Origin of the sequence: Geotalea uraniireducens Rf4, from assembly GCF_000016745.1 — a bacterium.
Lineage (GTDB): Bacteria > Desulfobacterota > Desulfuromonadia > Geobacterales > Geobacteraceae > Geotalea > Geotalea uraniireducens.
In genome coordinates this window covers 1,260,327-1,277,742 of sequence record NC_009483.1, presented here as the reverse complement: position 1 = coordinate 1,277,742, position 17,416 = coordinate 1,260,327, and the positions used below count along the sequence as shown (strand labels likewise).

The 17,416-nt window shown below is 48.5% G+C and carries 16 protein-coding genes; all 16 read right to left on the bottom strand.

What is annotated here, in order from left to right; genetic code table 11:
* Positions 1-6: 6 nt before the first annotated feature.
* The 16 genes from rpmC to rpoB all read right to left on the bottom strand — a co-directional run bounded on the left by rpmC (position 7) and on the right by rpoB (position 17,386).
* The gene (rpmC, locus tag GURA_RS05470) at positions 7-195 is read right to left on the bottom strand and encodes a 50S ribosomal protein L29 (RefSeq protein ID WP_011941202.1); all 189 of its coding nucleotides are present in this window, start codon (positions 193-195) and stop codon (positions 7-9) included.
* A complete protein-coding gene (rplP, locus tag GURA_RS05465; protein ID WP_011938003.1) occupies positions 185-607 on the bottom strand; it encodes a 50S ribosomal protein L16 in 423 nt (140 codons plus the stop codon). Before rplP ends, rpmC begins: the two co-directional genes overlap by 11 nt.
* Before the next feature lie 21 nt (positions 608-628).
* Positions 629-1,261, bottom strand: coding sequence for a 30S ribosomal protein S3 (rpsC, locus tag GURA_RS05460; RefSeq protein ID WP_011938002.1), 633 nt, complete (start codon positions 1,259-1,261; stop codon positions 629-631).
* 23 nt (positions 1,262-1,284) lie between these two features.
* On the bottom strand, positions 1,285-1,620 hold the full coding sequence (rplV, locus tag GURA_RS05455; protein WP_011938001.1) for a 50S ribosomal protein L22: 336 nt from the start codon (positions 1,618-1,620) through the stop codon (positions 1,285-1,287).
* 19 nt (positions 1,621-1,639) lie between these two features.
* Positions 1,640-1,921 (bottom strand): 30S ribosomal protein S19, encoded by a 282-nt coding sequence (gene rpsS, locus GURA_RS05450; protein ID WP_011938000.1) that lies wholly within the window; start codon positions 1,919-1,921, stop codon positions 1,640-1,642.
* A gap of 30 nt (positions 1,922-1,951) precedes the next feature.
* Positions 1,952-2,776, bottom strand: coding sequence for a 50S ribosomal protein L2 (rplB, locus tag GURA_RS05445; protein WP_011937999.1), 825 nt, complete (start codon positions 2,774-2,776; stop codon positions 1,952-1,954).
* A 22-nt stretch (positions 2,777-2,798) separates the two neighbouring features.
* Entirely contained in the window at positions 2,799-3,083 is a 285-nt protein-coding gene (locus GURA_RS05440) for a 50S ribosomal protein L23 (RefSeq protein WP_011937998.1), read from the bottom strand.
* Positions 3,080-3,703 carry a 50S ribosomal protein L4 gene (rplD, locus tag GURA_RS05435; RefSeq protein WP_011937997.1) on the bottom strand — a complete coding sequence of 208 codons (624 nt, stop codon included), beginning with the start codon at positions 3,701-3,703 and terminating at the stop codon, positions 3,080-3,082. Before rplD ends, GURA_RS05440 begins: the two co-directional genes overlap by 4 nt.
* Before the next feature lie 21 nt (positions 3,704-3,724).
* Positions 3,725-4,360, bottom strand: a complete 636-nt coding sequence (gene rplC, locus GURA_RS05430) for a 50S ribosomal protein L3 (protein ID WP_011937996.1) — start codon at positions 4,358-4,360, stop codon at positions 3,725-3,727.
* A gap of 30 nt (positions 4,361-4,390) precedes the next feature.
* Positions 4,391-4,699 carry a 30S ribosomal protein S10 gene (gene rpsJ / locus GURA_RS05425; RefSeq protein ID WP_041245285.1) on the bottom strand — a complete coding sequence of 103 codons (309 nt, stop codon included), beginning with the start codon at positions 4,697-4,699 and terminating at the stop codon, positions 4,391-4,393.
* Positions 4,700-4,717: 18 nt separating this feature from the next.
* Positions 4,718-5,908 carry an elongation factor Tu gene (tuf, locus tag GURA_RS05420; protein ID WP_011937983.1) on the bottom strand — a complete coding sequence of 397 codons (1,191 nt, stop codon included), beginning with the start codon at positions 5,906-5,908 and terminating at the stop codon, positions 4,718-4,720.
* A gap of 29 nt (positions 5,909-5,937) precedes the next feature.
* Complete coding sequence (gene fusA / locus GURA_RS05415; protein WP_011937995.1) at positions 5,938-8,016, bottom strand: elongation factor G; 2,079 nt, start codon at positions 8,014-8,016, stop codon at positions 5,938-5,940.
* A 32-nt stretch (positions 8,017-8,048) separates the two neighbouring features.
* Positions 8,049-8,519, bottom strand: coding sequence for a 30S ribosomal protein S7 (gene rpsG / locus GURA_RS05410; protein WP_011937994.1), 471 nt, complete (start codon positions 8,517-8,519; stop codon positions 8,049-8,051).
* Positions 8,520-8,541: 22 nt separating this feature from the next.
* On the bottom strand, positions 8,542-8,913 hold the full coding sequence (gene rpsL, locus GURA_RS05405; RefSeq protein WP_011937993.1) for a 30S ribosomal protein S12: 372 nt from the start codon (positions 8,911-8,913) through the stop codon (positions 8,542-8,544).
* 129 nt (positions 8,914-9,042) lie between these two features.
* Complete coding sequence (rpoC, locus tag GURA_RS05400) at positions 9,043-13,176, bottom strand: DNA-directed RNA polymerase subunit beta' (protein ID WP_011937992.1); 4,134 nt, start codon at positions 13,174-13,176, stop codon at positions 9,043-9,045.
* A gap of 97 nt (positions 13,177-13,273) precedes the next feature.
* A complete protein-coding gene (gene rpoB / locus GURA_RS05395) occupies positions 13,274-17,386 on the bottom strand; it encodes a DNA-directed RNA polymerase subunit beta (protein ID WP_011937991.1) in 4,113 nt (1,370 codons plus the stop codon).
* Between the last annotated feature and the right edge of the window lie 30 nt (positions 17,387-17,416).

Below are 17,416 nucleotides of genomic sequence, written 5' to 3'. Positions count from 1 at the left end.
CCCTCTCTAACCCCTTTTTTCGCGGAGTAGTGTTTTAACCCTAGCAATATCCTTCTTTATAAGAGACGGCTTAGAAGTATTTTCCAATCGTCCAGTATGAAGCTGAAATTTAAGATTAAACAACTCTTTGGTCAGTTCAGACTCCCGAGATTGTAGTTCATCAACAGTAGCATTTTTCAGATCACTAACCTTCATGGGCGTCCTTCCTTGAAGTAAATTTAGTGGGAATTGGAAGTTTATGAGCCGCGAGTCTAAATGCTTCACGCGCAATTTCCTCGGTTACCCCTTCCATTTCATAAAGGATTCTGCCAGGCTTTATAACACAAACCCACGAATCAGGCGAACCTTTACCTTTACCCATACGAGTTTCAGCAGGCTTTGCTGTTAAAGGTTTATCAGGGAAAATTCTGATCCAGATTTTCCCGCCTCTTTTTATGTAACGATTCATAGCTATACGCGCAGCTTCAATCTGCCTGGAATCAAGCCAGCCACACTCAGTCGCCTGCAAGCCAAACTCTCCGAAGGCAAGTGATACACCACGTTGCGGCGTTCCACTCATTCTACCCTTCATCTGTTTTCTATACTTAACTTTTTTTGGCATTAACATCGCAAAAAACTCCTGTTTCTATTATTTGCCAGAAAGCACTTCACCTTTGAAAAGAAGAACTTTGACGCCAATGATACCATATGTGGTTTTGGCTTCTGCAAAACCATAATCAATGTCAGCTCTCAGGGTATGAAGTGGAACACGTCCTTCACGGTACCATTCTGTACGGGACATCTCTGCACCACCAAGGCGACCAGAACAGGTAATTCTGATACCTTTAGCGCCAAATTTCAGTGAAGAAGTCACACTTTTCTTCATTGCCCGACGAAAAGCCACACGCCTTTCAAGCTGCAGAGCGATGTTTTCGGCAACCAGTTGTGCGTCAAGTTCAGGCTTCCGAACTTCCTGTATATTAAGGTAAACCTCTTTGTCAGTGAGTTTGGCCAGTTCCTTTTTAAGGGTTTCGACCTCAGACCCCTTCTTGCCAATAATCAGGCCAGGACGAGCAGTGAATATATTGATCTTGGCTTTGCCTGCGGCACGTTCGATCTCTATCTTGGAAACGCCTGAGTGGTATAAGCGCTTTTTCAAGAATGATCTGAGCTTCAAATCTTCATGAAGAAGCTTGGCATAATCCTTTTCTGCATACCACTTTGAATCCCAGGTTTTGATTACTCCAAGCCTGAAACCTATTGGATTTACTTTCTGACCCAAAACTTCACCTCCAAGCTATTAGCTTATTTCTTCTCCGCCAGTACCACACAAATGTGACTGGTCGGTTTTCTAATCTTGCTCGCTCTTCCCATCGCCCGCGGAACAAAACGCTTCAAAACAGTACCACCGTTTACATAAATAGTTTTTACATAAAGACGATCAACGTCAGCAACGCCCTTTTGCTCTGCATTTGCTACAGCAGATGACAGCAATTTGGATACCAGCTTAGCCGATGGTTGTGGCGAAAAACGCAATGTATTGAGAGCGTTCTGTATCCCTTTACCCCTAACCATATCCACTACTAGGCGTGTTTTGCGAGGGGACAGACGGGCGAATGATAACTTAGCGCTTGATTCCATTCATAGCTCCTTTAACGACTTACTTCTTCTTCAACTTACTTTTCTTGTCTGCTGCGTGGCCGAAAAAAGTCCTCGTGGGAGCAAATTCTCCCATCTTGTGACCGACCATGTTCTCTGTGACGAAAACAGGAATAAATTTCCTGCCGTTATGAACAGCAAAGGTCAGACCTATAAAATCAGGTGTTATTGTAGATCGTCTTGACCAGGTTTTAATCACTTTTTTTGATGAAGGACCTTCTGCCTGGACTTTTGCTTGTAAATGCGTGTCTACAAATGGTCCTTTTTTTATCGATCTTGCCATCTTAATTTCCTCTATCCAGATAGATATTTATTATTTTGTACGACGCTTAACTATGAATCTTGTCGATGTCTTGTTTGTTCTGGTCTTATAACCTTTAGTCGGAATACCCCACGGTGTAACAGGATGACGTCCACCGGATGTTCTTCCCTCACCACCACCATGGGGATGGTCTACCGGGTTCATCGCAACACCTCTGACCTTTGGCCGCTTACCTAACCAGCGTGAGCGACCGGCTTTCCCTATCGAGACATTCTCGTGATCGATATTCCCGACCTGTCCTACAGTTGCAATACAATCCAAAAGGACCATCCGCACTTCACCTGATGGAAGCTTAACCTGTGCATACTTATCTTCTTTTGCCATAAGCTGGGCAAAAGTCCCCGCACTGCGCGCCAGTTGTGCGCCTTTACCAATCTTCAATTCTATATTGTGGATAATTGTACCCAACGGAATCGATCTGATCGGCAATGCATTACCCGGCTTAATGTCAGCACTGGGTCCGGATATTACAGTATCCCCGACTTTCAGATCAAGAGGAGCAATAATGTAACGTTTTTCACCGTCAGCATAGTTCAACAGCGCAATCCTAGCACTACGGTATGGGTCATACTCGACCGAGCTCACCTTTGCCGGGATATCACGCTTGTCACGTCGGAAGTCGATGATACGGTATTTTTGTTTATGACCACCACCGATATGCCTGGAGGTTACCCGCCCAAAATTGTTTCGGCCACCGGTTTTTTTCAGTTTAACAAGAAGCGATTTTTCGGGTTTGTCAGTAGTAATCTCTTCAAATGTTGAACAGGTCTGATGTCTACGGCCTGCGGACGTCGGTTTATAACTCTTTATCGCCATTATCTAAACTCCACTGATTGGTTTATGCTTCAAAGAAATCAACGTTGCTTCCCTCTTTGAGGGTGACGTAGGCTTTCTTCCAATTCGATCGTTTACCAATATTCTTACCGACTCTCTTAACCTTGCCGGCAACATTTACTGTTTTAACCGATGCAACGTCCACATTAAAAAGTGTTTTCACCGCATCTTTAATTTCAATTTTGTTTGCATCACTGCTTACAACAAACGAAATTATATTTCTTTCGTCTTTTTCAATTGTGGTCTTTTCAGTAATCAAAGGTTTTTTAATAACGCTATATATGTTCATGACTGTAACGCTCCTTCAACTTTGCGCACTGAATTCTCAGTGAAAATGACACTTTGATATTTCATAATGTCAAAAATATTCAATCCCTCGGACTTTAATACTTTAACATTTTTCACATTACGCGCTGAGAGCTCTAGATTACGATTTTCAACGTCAGTAACAACAAGTGTCTTATCCAATGTGAAACCATTTAAAATACCGACAAAGTTTTTCGTCGAAACATTGTCGAGATCTATGTTGTTGAGCACAGTCAGCTTGTTATTTTTAAATAATAAAGACAATGCAGAACGCATCGCAGCTCTTCTTGCTTTCTTATTCATAGAAAGATTATATGTTTTTGCTTGGGGACCGAATGCAACACCACCACCAGGATATTGTGGTGCTCTACGGCAACCCTGACGAGCTTGACCGGTTCCCTTTTGCTTGAAAGGCTTTTTACCGCTGCCTGCAACTGCCGAACGGTTTTTAACCCCGACTGTGCCAGCACGACGATTTGCCAATTGAATCTTTACCGCCTCATGAATGAGATACTCTTTAACCTCATCGTTAAACACTGAGTCGCTAAGTTCAATTTCACCGACCTTTTTATTTTTAATATCGAAAACGTCTAACTTTGCCATAAACTATCTCCAGAACAGCAATTATTTCTTAGCCTTAACACTGTCTTTGATAAGAACCAGACCATTTGTAGATCCAGGTATCGCACCATTCAACAAAATAAGGTTATCAGCTGCATCAACCCTTACAATCTTAAGTCTCTGCACAGTCACTTTTTCGTTTCCGAGCTGACCAGGCATCTTCTTGTTTTTAAAGACACGTGAAGGTGTTGCTGAACAGCCAATGGAACCAGGAGCACGATGAAAGCGAGAACCATGGCTTGCTCGCCCGCCCTTGAAGCCCCAACGTTTCATTACACCCTGAAAACCTTTACCAATACTTGTCCCGGTTACGTCAACCAGATCACCAGGTGCAAATATTTCAGCACTAAGCACATCACCAACACTGTATTGATCTGCATTATCCACGCGCAGCTCGCGTAAGAAAGAAAATACGCCGCTCCCGGCAGTTTTGCAATGACCAACCACTGCACTGTTGGCTTTTGCAGCCTCCTGTGAGTTAAAACCCACCTGGATAGCACTGTAGCCATCTTTTTCTTTGGTCTTCTTTTGAATAACAACACAAGGACCGGCTTCAACAACAGTCACCGGTATACGGCGCCCGTCTTCAGCAAAGATTTGTGTCATTCCAAGTTTTTTACCAATCAATCCCTTATTCATGGTTGATTATCCCCATCCTTAAATTCTCAATTAAAGCTTAATTTCCACATCCACACCAGCCGAAAGATCAAGCTTCATCAGCGCATCAACAGTCTGCTGGGTAGGATCAAGGATATCAATTAGCCTCTTATGGGTTCTGATCTCGAACTGTTCACGCGACTTCTTGTCCACATGCGGTCCACGCAGAACACAATACTTATTTATTACGGTCGGTAGAGGTATGGGACCAGCTACTCTCGCACCAGTCCTCTTGGCCGTGTCTACGATCTCACCTACTGACTGATCGAGCAGTTTATGATCGTATGCTTTTAAGCGAATTCTTATCTTCTGACTTGGCATTGTACCCTCATCTTTACTTTATTCGATAATAGAGCTGACGACACCTGCGCCAACGGTACGGCCGCCTTCACGAATGGCGAATCGCAGTCCTTCGTCCATGGCAATCGGGGTGATCAGGTTTACTGTTACGGCTACATTGTCTCCGGGCATTACCATCTCGGTCCCGGCGGCGAGTTCTACGATGCCGGTTACGTCGGTGGTGCGGAAGTAGAACTGCGGGCGGTAGCCATTGAAGAACGGGGTGTGACGTCCGCCTTCTTCTTTGGTCAGGATGTAGGCTTCTGCTTTGAACTTGGTGTGCGGGGTAATGGAGCCCGGCTTTGCAAGTACCTGCCCACGCTCGATGTCTTCTCGCTTGACGCCGCGCAGCAGGGCGCCGATGTTGTCGCCTGCACGGCCTTCGTCGAGCAGCTTTCTGAACATCTCGACTCCGGTTACGGTGGTCTTGGCGGTTGCCTTCATGCCGACGATTTCTACTTCTTCGCCTACTTTTACAATTCCTCTCTCGACACGGCCGGTTGCTACGGTGCCGCGGCCGGAGATGGAGAATACGTCTTCGACGGGCATGAGAAACGGCTTGTCGATGGCGCGTACCGGCTCGGGGATGTAGCTGTCGACGGCTTCCATGAGCTTCATGATTGCCTGCTCGCCCAGTTCGCCGGTGTCTCCTTCGAGGGCCTTGAGGGCGGAGCCTTTGATGATGGGAATGTCATCGCCGGGGAAGTCGTAGGATGAGAGCAGTTCACGGATTTCCAGCTCGACGAGTTCGAGGAGTTCTTCATCATCTACCATGTCGGCTTTGTTGAGGAATACGACGATGTATGGTACGCCTACCTGACGGGCCAGCAGGATGTGCTCACGGGTCTGCGGCATCGGGCCGTCGGCTGCGGACACAACCAGGATTGCGCCGTCCATCTGGGCTGCGCCGGTGATCATGTTCTTGACGTAGTCGGCATGGCCCGGGCAGTCGACGTGGGCGTAGTGACGCTTGTCGGTTTCATATTCCACATGGGCGGTTGCGATGGTGATACCACGCTCACGCTCTTCTGGTGCATTATCGATCTGATCGAATGCTTTGAATTCGGCCTGACCTTTTCCGGCCAACACTTTGGTGATGGCTGCGGTCAATGTCGTCTTGCCGTGGTCAACGTGACCGATCGTCCCTATGTTTACATGCGGTTTTGTTCTCTCGAATTTTGCTTTTGCCATTTAAGGAATCCCCCCTATATAGGAATTGTTTAGCCCTTTACCTTTGCAACTATCTCTTCGGCCACTGACTTCGGCACTTGCTCATAGTGATCAAACGTCATGCTATATGTTGCACGACCTTGAGTCGCTGAACGGAGATCGGTTGAATAGCCAAACATTTGCGCAAGTGGCACCATAGAGTTAACAACCTGGGCACCAGCGCGCGATTCCATCCCCATAATACGACCACGACGTGAGTTTAAATCACCGATAACATCACCCATATAATCTTCCGGCACTACAACCTCTACAGCCATTATCGGTTCTAGCAGAACGGGTCCTGCTTTGGCACAACCTTCTTTAAAACCCATCGAACCGGCAATTTTAAACGCCATCTCTGATGAGTCTACCTCATGATAAGAACCGTCTACGAGTGCAACCTTGAAATCCACTACCGGGAAACCTGCAAGCACACCGGTATCCATGGCTTCCTGTATTCCCTTGTCTACTGACGATATATACTCGCGGGGGACAACACCACCCTTGATAGCATCGACAAACTCATAACCCTTGCCGGGCTCTTGGGGCTCAAGCTCAAGCCATACGTGACCATACTGACCACGGCCACCTGATTGACGAACGAATTTGCCTTCAGCCTTGACTTTCTTCGTGATCGTCTCACGGTAGGCAACTTGCGGTTTACCGACATTAGCCTCGACCTTGAACTCACGCATGAGTCGGTCGACAATAATTTCAAGATGAAGCTCACCCATACCGGATATGATGGTCTGGCCCGTCTCCTCATCAGTCTTGACACGGAACGAAGGGTCTTCCGTTGCCAATTTCTGCAAACTCAAGCCTAGCTTCTCTTGGTCAGCCTTTGTTTTTGGTTCAATGGCAATCGATATGACCGGCTCAGGAAACTCGATCGATTCAAGTATCACCGGCTTTTCTTCTTCGCACAGGGTGTCACCAGTAGTTGTATATTTCAAGCCTACAGCTGCCGCAATATCACCAGCATATACTTCTTTTATCTCTTCCCGCTTATTGGCGTGCATTTTTAGAATTCGGCCAATACGCTCTCTTTTACCCTTGGTCGCATTATATACATAAGACCCGGAATTAAGCACACCGGAATAAACCCTAAAGAAGCAAAGCTGCCCAACAAACGGATCAGTCATAATTTTGAAAGCCAGAGCAGAAAATGGCTCATCATCCGAGGCATTACGTTCAATCTCCGCTTCGGTATTTGCATCTATACCCTTAATGGCAGGAATGTCAGTCGGAGCCGGCATATAGTCAATAACGGCATCCAAAAGATTCTGTACGCCCTTATTTTTAAAAGCAGAACCACATATAACAGGACATATCTGAATGGAGATAGTCGATTTTCGTATAGCAGCCTTTATTTCTTCGTTAGTAAGCTCCTCACCGCCGATGTACTTCTCCATCAGTACGTCATCGTGGCTCGACAGCTCCTCAATCATTTTCTCACGATACTCTTGCGCCAACTCCAGATCTGCAGCTGGAATTTCCGTCACTTGAAATGTCGCGCCAAGTGACTCTTCATCCCAGATAACCGCCTTCATTTCGACCAGATCTATAATACCCTTAAAAGTATCCTCTTTGCCGACTGGAAGCTGAATAGGCAAAGGATTCGCTTTCAGACGATCCTTTATCATAGATACGCCACGGAAAAAATCTGCACCAACTCGGTCCATTTTATTGATGAAAGCGATACGCGGCACGCTATACTTATCGGCCTGACGCCACACAGTTTCAGACTGCGGCTCAACTCCACCAACGGAACAGAATACAGCGACCGCACCGTCGAGTACGCGCAATGAGCGTTCCACTTCAATGGTAAAGTCAACGTGGCCCGGAGTATCGATGATGTTTATCCGATTATCACGCCAGTGACAAGTTGTGGCAGCAGACGTGATAGTAATACCACGCTCCTGCTCCTGCTCCATCCAGTCCATGGTGGCAGCCCCATCATGAACCTCGCCAATTTTATGAGAAACACCGGTATAGTAAAGTATACGCTCTGTTGTAGTCGTCTTACCCGCATCGATGTGCGCCATTATCCCAATGTTACGTGTTTTTGCCAACGATACTAAACGTGCCACTCAAAACCCCCAAAAAACCAATCTATATAAAACTACCAACGGTAGTGAGCAAAAGCCCTGTTGGCCTCGGCCATCTTGTGAGTATCTTCACGCTTCTTGACCGCCGCCCCGCGATTATTATACGCATCCAGAATCTCACCCGCCAGCTTATCAGTCACAGTCTTCTCTGAGCGGTCATTTGCATACTTCACAAGCCAGCGCATCGCCAAAGAAACCCGACGCTCCGCTCTCACCTCAACGGGAACCTGATAAGTAGAGCCACCAACCCTCCTGGATTTAACCTCAAGCATAGGCTTGATATTATCCAGGCTCTTTTTCAGGATCTTTACAGGATCCTCATTCACCTTCTCACTAGCCAACTCCAGAGCACCGTACAGAGCTTTTTCAGCAGTACTTTTCTTGCCATCGAGCATAATTATATTAACCAGCTTCGCAACAACCCGGTCTCCATACTTCGGATCAGGCAATATAACTCTTTTAGCTACTTCTCTTCTTCTAGGCATATCAACCTCTCACGTTAAACGTTTACTTGGGTCTTTTCGCACCATACTTGGAACGGCTCTTCTTACGATCCTTCACCCCAACCGAGTCAAGTGTTCCACGCACAATATGATACCTGACACCCGGCAAGTCCTTAACCCTTCCGCCCCTAATCAGAACGACTGAGTGCTCCTGGAGATTATGTCCAACACCGGGAATATACGATGTCACCTCGACGCCATTCGTAAGGCGGACCCTGGCGACTTTACGGAGCGCAGAGTTCGGCTTTTTCGGTGTCGTCGTGTACACCCTCGTACACACACCTCTTTTTTGCGGGCAACACTTCAAAGCAGGGGCAGTGGACTTATCCTTCTTACTCTCCCTGCCGATACGGATCAACTGATTAATGGTTGGCATACACTACCTCTCGTACAAACTTCATGCACAGGGGTCCCCCTGCGGAAGCGATGAAAATATCAACTTAACCTCTGCTTGTCAAGTTTTTTTTGATTATTATTCAAAAAAAGCCTAACTTTAATTCGCACCCTAACCAGCCGAAACTTCCTCAACCGGCTGCGGCGACACACCACCGGAATCCTCTACAACAAGCTTGAGATTACGATAACGCGCCAAGCCAGTCCCGGCAGGAATGAGCCGCCCCATGATCACGTTCTCCTTGAGACCGCGAAGACTGTCAACTTTACCTTCTATTGAAGCCTGTGTCAAGACCTTTGTTGTCTCCTGGAAGGATGCTGCCGAAATAAATGACTCCGTCGAAAGCGATGCCTTTGTTATGCCAAGGAGAAGAGGCTCAGCAATGGCTGGTCTACCGCCTTTATCGAGTACCCTTTCATTCTCGTCTTCAAAGATATAGCGTTCCAGTTGGTCATCGATCAGCAACGTCGTATCGCCGACCTCCTTAATCCGTACACGTCTCAACATCTGCCTGACAATGGTCTCAATATGCTTATCATTGATCTTGACCCCCTGGAGCCGATAGACCTCTTGAACTTCATCCACAAGGTATTTGGCCAATTCCTTCTGACCGAGGACCCTCAGGATATCATGCGGATTTGAAGATCCGTCCATGAGGGCCTCACCGGCCCGCACATGATCCCCTTCGTGGACACTTATGTGCTTGCCTTTGGGGATCAGGTATTCCTTGGGTTCGCCCATATCCGGGGTTACAATGACCTTGCGCTTGCCTTTAGCGTCCTTACCAAACGTAACAACCCCGTCGATTTCAGATATAACCGCAAAATCCTTCGGCTTTCTTGCTTCGAAGAGTTCCGCAACCCTGGGCAGACCACCCGTGATATCCTTTGTCTTGGTAGTCTCGCGAGGGATCTTGGCAATTACGTCACCTGCATTGACGATCGAATCTTCCTGCACCGTAATGTTTGCACCAACGGGAAGATAGTAGCGCCCCATTGTACCTTCATGGATTTTTGCGGTCTTCCCGGTTTCATCCTTGATGGTAATGCGCGGCCGTTTATCGGCATCGCGCGACTCAACAACAACCTTACGCGAAAGGCCGGTTACTTCGTCTACCTGTTCCTCCATGGTGACACCTTCGAGGATGTCCCCGAACTTCACCTTACCGGCGATCTCGGTCAGGATCGGCATGGTGTAAGGGTCCCACTCAGCCAAGGCTTCACCCTGCTTAATTAACTTAGTTGGACTAACCTTGATTTTGGCCCCGTAGACGATGGCGTACTTTTCCCGCTCGCGGCCGGTTTCATCTATGATGGCAAGTTCACCGTTACGGTTCATAACGATGTGATGACCCTCGGAATTTGTAACATAATTAATATTTATAAACTTGATAGAGCCTTCGTTACGCGCTTCCAAAGAGGTCTGTTCAGCACGTCTCGATGCAGTACCACCTATGTGGAAGGTCCGCATAGTCAACTGGGTACCAGGTTCGCCGATGGATTGGGCTGCAATAACGCCAACCGCCTCGCCCATATTGACCAGGTGCCCCCGTGCAAGGTCACGCCCGTAGCACTTGGCGCAGATCCCCCGCCTGCTTTGGCAGGTGAGCACGGAACGGATTTTGACTTTTTCCAAGCCGGCTGATTCAATTTTTTGTACCAGCGTTTCATCGATCTCTTCATTTGCCGGCACAAGAACATCTCCGGTAACAGGATCGAGGATGTCATCCAACGCAACACGACCGAGAATCCTATCGCCAATATGCTCGATAACTTCACCACCTTCTGTCAATGAGGAAACCGTCAAGCCGTCAAGGGTACCACAGTCAGTCTCAGTAATAATTGCGTCCTGAGCAACGTCAACCAGCCTTCTGGTCAGATAACCGGAGTTGGCCGTCTTAAGTGCGGTATCGGCGAGACCCTTGCGGGCACCGTGAGTTGAAATGAAGTACTGAAGCACTGTCAACCCCTCACGGAAGTTGGCGGTAATCGGGGTTTCAATGATCTCGCCGGAAGGCTTGGCCATGAGCCCCCTCATCCCGGCCAACTGGCGAATCTGCTGTGCAGAACCCCTGGAACCCGAGTCTGCCATCATATGAATGGCGTTGAATGAAGGAACCTTGACTTCTTTACCGTCAGGAGCAACAACGATGTCTCGCGAAAGGTTGTCGAGCATCTCTTTGGCAATTTCTTCCGTTGATTTTGCCCAGATATCGATAACCTTGTTATAGCGTTCGCCGTCGGTTATGAGACCCTCGGTGTACTGATTCTGAATCTCTTTAACCTCTTCAGAAGCGCGACCAATGATTGCAGGTTTTCCCTCAGGGATGACCATGTCATTGATACTGATAGAGATACCGGCAATGGTAGAATAACGGAAGCCGATAGATTTCAGTTTGTCAGCCAGGATAACGGTCTCCTTGTTGCCGGCTAGACGGTAGCAGACGTCTACAAGGTTGGAGAGTTCCTTCTTGGTCATTACCTTGTTGATGGTGGCAAACGGAACGGCGTCAGGCAATATTTCCCTGAGAACCACACGACCAGGGGTAGTCTCCACGATCAACGGCTTATCGTCCGTAACAAGATTCTTCAAGCGAACCTTGACGCGAGCTTGCAAATCAACTTCATCCGCATCGAGGGCAATTCTCACTTCTTCCTGTGAAGCAAAGATCTTCCCGTCTCCCTTGGCGAAATACTTATCCCTGGTCATGTAATAAATACCAAGGACCATATCCTGCGACGGCACAATAATCGGTTTGCCGTGGGCAGGTGAGAGGATATTGTTGGTACTCATCATGAGAACGCGTGTCTCAACCTGACTTTCGACTGACAGCGGCAGGTGCACAGCCATCTGGTCACCGTCAAAGTCCGCATTAAAAGCAGTACATACCAGCGGATGCAACTGGATCGCCTTACCTTCGATCAATACCGGTTCAAAGGCCTGTATGCCAAGGCGGTGAAGGGTCGGCGCACGGTTCAACATGACCGGATGTTCTTTTATCACCTCTTCAAGGACGTCCCATACTTCCGGCCGTTCCTTTTCCACCATTTTCTTGGCGCTCTTGATGGTGGTTACATAGCCTTTTTCCTCGAGCTTGTTGTAAATGAACGGCTTGAAGAGCTCAAGCGCCATCTTTTTCGGCAGACCGCACTGGTGCAGCCGCAATTCCGGGCCGACAACAATAACCGAACGACCGGAGTAATCAACACGTTTACCAAGAAGGTTCTGACGGAAGCGGCCGGATTTCCCCTTGAGCATATCCGAAAGAGACTTGAGCGGACGTTTGTTGGGACCTGCGATGGCACGGCCGCGACGACCATTGTCAAAGAGGGCGTCAACCGCCTCTTGAAGCATACGCTTCTCATTGCGGATAATAACCTCAGGTGCCTGTAGCTCCATGAGCCGTTTCAAGCGATTGTTACGGTTGATTACCCGACGATAGAGGTCATTGAGGTCTGAAGTTGCAAAGCGGCCGCCATCGAGAGGAACAAGGGGGCGAAGTTCGGGAGGCAGCACGGGGATGCACTCCAGAATCATCCACTCCGGCTTGTTGCCGGAAGACTTGAACGCCTCAACCACTTTTAAGCGCTTGGCGGTTTTTTTCCGTTTGGCTTCGCTGGTAGCCTCGAGCATTTCCACGCGAAGCTGATCGGCAATGACATCCAAGTCCATGGACTTGAGGCATTCCCTTATGGCAGCAGCACCCATTCCGGCTTCGAATTGGCCGCCATACTCCTCCAGCGCCTTCTGGTATTGGTCTTCCGAAAAAACCTGCGCAAACGGCATGCCGGTATTCTTCGGATCAGTAACTACATAGGCCTCGAAATAAAGAACCTTTTCAAGATCCTTGAGGGTAATGTCCATCAGGTTCCCGATCCGCGAAGGGAGCGACTTAAGGAACCAGATGTGGGCCACAGGCGTTGCCAAATCAATATGGCCGAGTCTCTCGCGCCGGACCTTCGAAGGGATGACTTCCACACCGCACTTTTCGCAGACGATACCGCGATGCTTCATCCGCTTGTATTTACCGCAGTTGCACTCGTAATCCTTGGTCGGACCGAATATTTTTGCACAGAAAAGTCCATCCCGTTCCGGCTTAAACGTCCGATAGTTGATAGTTTCCGGCTTTTTCACCTCTCCAAAGGAACGCTCCCGGATCTTTTCCGGCGACGAAACGGAGATTCTTATGGCTGAAAAATGCAACGGATCCTTCGGTTTATCAAAGAAATTAAAGATATCTTCCAAAATATATTCCTCCTTGTTTTTAGGAGTTATAAAAACAGATAGTGTTTATGAGTATGGGACGCTGCAGTGTGTTTAAACTACTGCAGCGCAGCCCAGATTACTCTTCCTCGTTTTCCAAAAGTTCTACATCCAGCCCCAGGGACTGCAGCTCCTTAATCAGTACGTTGAACGATTCGGGGAGACCAGGCTCAAGGGTGTGTTTTCCTTTCACAATGGCCTCGTACATCCTGGTGCGGCCCGCCACGTCATCGGACTTAACGGTGAGGAACTCCTGGAGGGCATAAGCCGCGCCATAAGCTTCCATGGCCCAGACCTCCATCTCACCTAAACGCTGACCACCGAACTGCGCCTTGCCACCCAGCGGCTGTTGGGTAACCAGGCTGTAAGGCCCGATAGAACGGGCATGGATTTTATCATCAACCAGGTGATGCAGTTTCAACACATACATAATGCCGACTGTAACCTTGTGTTTGAACGCTACACCGGACTTGCCGTCATAAAGAGTGACCTGACCGGTATACTCAAAGCCGGCCTTGCCGAGCATCTCCTGAATGCCTTGTTCAGATGCCCCTTCAAAAACAGGTGACGCCATAGGGACACCACGCTTAAGGCGTTTGGCGACGTTGTTCAATTCTTCTTCTTCGAGGGAATCAAGGAACTTGTTCATTTCCTTGTTGCCATACACCTCTTTTAGATAGGTCTTTATCTGGTTCTGTGGAGAGTTCTTCTCCAGCATGTCCTCTATCTGCCAGCCGATCCCCTTGGCCGCCCAACCTAGATGCGTCTCGAGGATCTGACCAACGTTCATACGGGAAGGAACACCAAGTGGGTTCAATACTATCTCCACCGGCCTGCCGTCTTCCAGGTAAGGCATGTCCTCTTCCGGCAGGATGCGGGAGACAACCCCCTTGTTCCCGTGTCGGCCGGCCATCTTATCACCAACCTGTAATTTGCGTTTGATGGCGATATAAACCTTCACCATCTTGATGACACCAGGAGGAAGATCGTCGCCACGCTTTAACTTCTGAATCTTATCGTCAAAAACATATTTAATTATGTCGATCTGCTGGTTCAGGGTTCCCAGTATTTGCGCTACCTTCTCATCTACGGTATCATCGTCGGCAATGGAAATTTCGTCCCAACGGTCAACGGGGACCGAAAGCAATGCCTCTTCGGTGATTGCCTTCCCTTTGACGATAAGGACCTTGCCGTCTTTACCTTCGAACTTAACTGCCGCAGTTTTACCCACGAGCAGTTTTTTCAGTTTGCCGACGGCAGATTCACGGATAATGCGAATCTCGTCCTGCTCATCCTTGCGCAGCTTCTGTTCCTCAGCCTTCTCAATAAGCTCGGTACGGGCATCCTTATCCGCACCTTTGCGCGAGAATATCTTGGCGCCGATCACCGTCCCCTCAACACCGGGCGGTACCCGCAGGGACGTATCACGTACATCACCAGCTTTTTCGCCAAAGATGGCACGCAACAGTTTTTCCTCAGGAGAAAGTTGGGTTTCTCCTTTCGGGGTGATCTTTCCAATCAGAATATCACCTGGCCTTACTTCGGCACCGATACGGATGATGCCTGATTCGTCCAAGTCCTTCAGGGTTTCTTCACCCAGGTTGGGGATATCGGCCGTTATTTCTTCTTTTCCCAGCTTGGTATCGCGTGCCACACATTCAAACTCTTCTATATGAATGGAGGTGTAACGGTCATCCTTAACCAGCCTTTCGGAGATAAGAATGGAGTCCTCGAAGTTGTAGCCCCCCCAAGGCATGAAGGCAACGAGCACATTCTGACCAAGTGCCAGCTCGCCCATATCTGTGGAAGGACCATCAGCTATTACGTCGCTGCGCTTGACATGGTCGCCAATCTTAACAACAGGTCGTTGGTTGATGCAGGTATTCTGATTGGAACGGGCAAACTTGATCAGGTTGTAAATATCGACACCGGTACCAGTTTCGTCGTATTCGTCCTCATCGATCTTAACGACGATACGCGAGGCGTCTACCGATTCAACCACGCCATTATGCCTGGCAACTACGGACACACCGGAATCCCTTGCTACGACCCGCTCCATACCGGTGCCGACCAGCGGCGAATCCGCCCTGAGCAGAGGCACGGCCTGACGTTGCATGTTGGAGCCCATGAGCGCGCGGTTTGCGTCGTCGTTTTCCAGAAACGGGATCAGGGAGGCGGCAACCGAAACCAGCTGCATAGGTGCAACGTCCATCAACTCCAGTTCATCCCTGCCGACCAGAACAAATTCTCCGCTTTTGCGGGCAGAAATGTAGTCAGCGACAAAACGTCCATCACTATCAACTTCGGCATTGGCCTGGGCGATAGCGTGCCCTTCTTCCTCCAGCGCAGAAAAAAACCGGACTTCCGTGGTAACTTTCCCTTCTTTAACCAGACGGTATGGCGTTTCGACAAAACCGTGCTCGTTAATCCGGGCATAGGTGGAAAGAGATGCTATCAAACCGATATTCGGTCCTTCAGGAGTTTCAATCGGGCAGACACGGCCGTAATGTGTCGGATGAACGTCACGCACCTCGAAACCGGCGCGCTCACGTGTCAAGCCGCCAGGTCCCAGTGCAGAAAGACGGCGCTTGTGTGTAACCTCTGACAGGGGGTTAGTCTGGTCCATAAACTGTGAAAGTTGTGAAGAACCGAAGAACTCTTTCACCACCGCAGAGACGGGTTTGGAATTGATAAGATCGTGCGGCATGAGGTTTTCAACCTCCTGCAAGCTCATCCTCTCCTTGATAGCCCGCTCCATCCGCACCAGACCGATACGGTACTGGTTCTCCAGCAGTTCGCCGACAGCCCGCACACGGCGATTGCCGAGATGGTCGATGTCGTCGATGCTTCCCTTGCCGTTTTTCAGATCGATCAGATAACGGACCACTTCCAGGACATCTTCCCTGGTAAGGGTCATGCAGTCCAATGGTATCTGCAAACCAAGCTTGTAATTCAGTTTGAGCCGGCCGACTGCTGACAGGTCGTATCGCTCGGGATTAAAGAAAAGATTTTCAAACAACGCCAGCGCACTCTTCAGGGTAGGCGGATCGCCGGGGCGGAGCCTTCGATAAATTTCTATGAGAGCATCGTCTGTGGAACCGATTTTATCAATAAGAATCGTATCGCGCAGCGAAGAGGTTACGTGCAGATTGTCGATAAAAAGCACCTTAAAGGTAGCGATGCCTCGCCCTTTAATTTCATCGATCTTTACCTGAGTGAGTTCTTCATTACATTCGGCAAGCACCTCGCCGGTTGCAGGGTCTACAATATCGTGCGAAGCAACCTTGCCCAGAACTTCTTCAATGGTAATAGGAATATATTTGATACCATGCTCAGCCATCTTTCTGATAGCTGCCTTGGTGAATTTTCTATTGGCCTTGACGAGAACCTCGCCAGTATTCGGATCGACAATATCGACGACCGCCTTCTGGTTTGTCAGAAGTTCCGGATCGGCGATCTTCATCAACTTGTCGCCTTCGAAGAATATCTCCTCACTCTTGTAGAAAAAGTTGAGCAGCTTATCCGTTGAATAGCCGAGTGCCTTCAGCAACACCGTCGCGGGCATCTTGCGCCGCCGGTCTATACGCACATAAAGAATATCTTTATGATCAAATTCAAAATCCAACCACGAGCCCCGATAAGGGATTACTCTGGCGGAGTAAAGCACTTTGCCGCTGGAATGGGTTTTACCTTTATCGTGATCGTAAAATACCCCCGGTGAACGATGCAACTGACTGACAATAACACGTTCAGTACCGTTGATGATAAAGGTCCCGTTCTCAGTCATGAGCGGGATTTCGCCAAAATATACTTCCTGCTCCTTAATGTCACGAATGGAGCGGGTACTGGGCTCCTTGTTCACGTCCCAGACGACAAGCCGAACCTTAACCTTCATCGGCGCGGCAAATGTCATACCCCTCTGATGACATTCTTCAACGTCATATTTGGGTATACCTAGAGAATACGAAACATATTCGAGAGAAGCGGTTTCGCTAAAATCCTTTATGGGAAAAACGCTTTTGAACACGGCTTCAAGGCCGGAATATTTTCTTGCTTCTGCGGGAACGTCTAGCTGGAGGAATCTTTTATAGGAATTTTTCTGAATGTCTATCAGGTTTGGAATTTCAATAATCTTCTTGATTTTGGCGAAGTTCTTGCGCAACAGTGGGTTATTCGCAATTGAATAAGCCATATCTTCTCCTTTGGTGAATGCCTTAAAGGC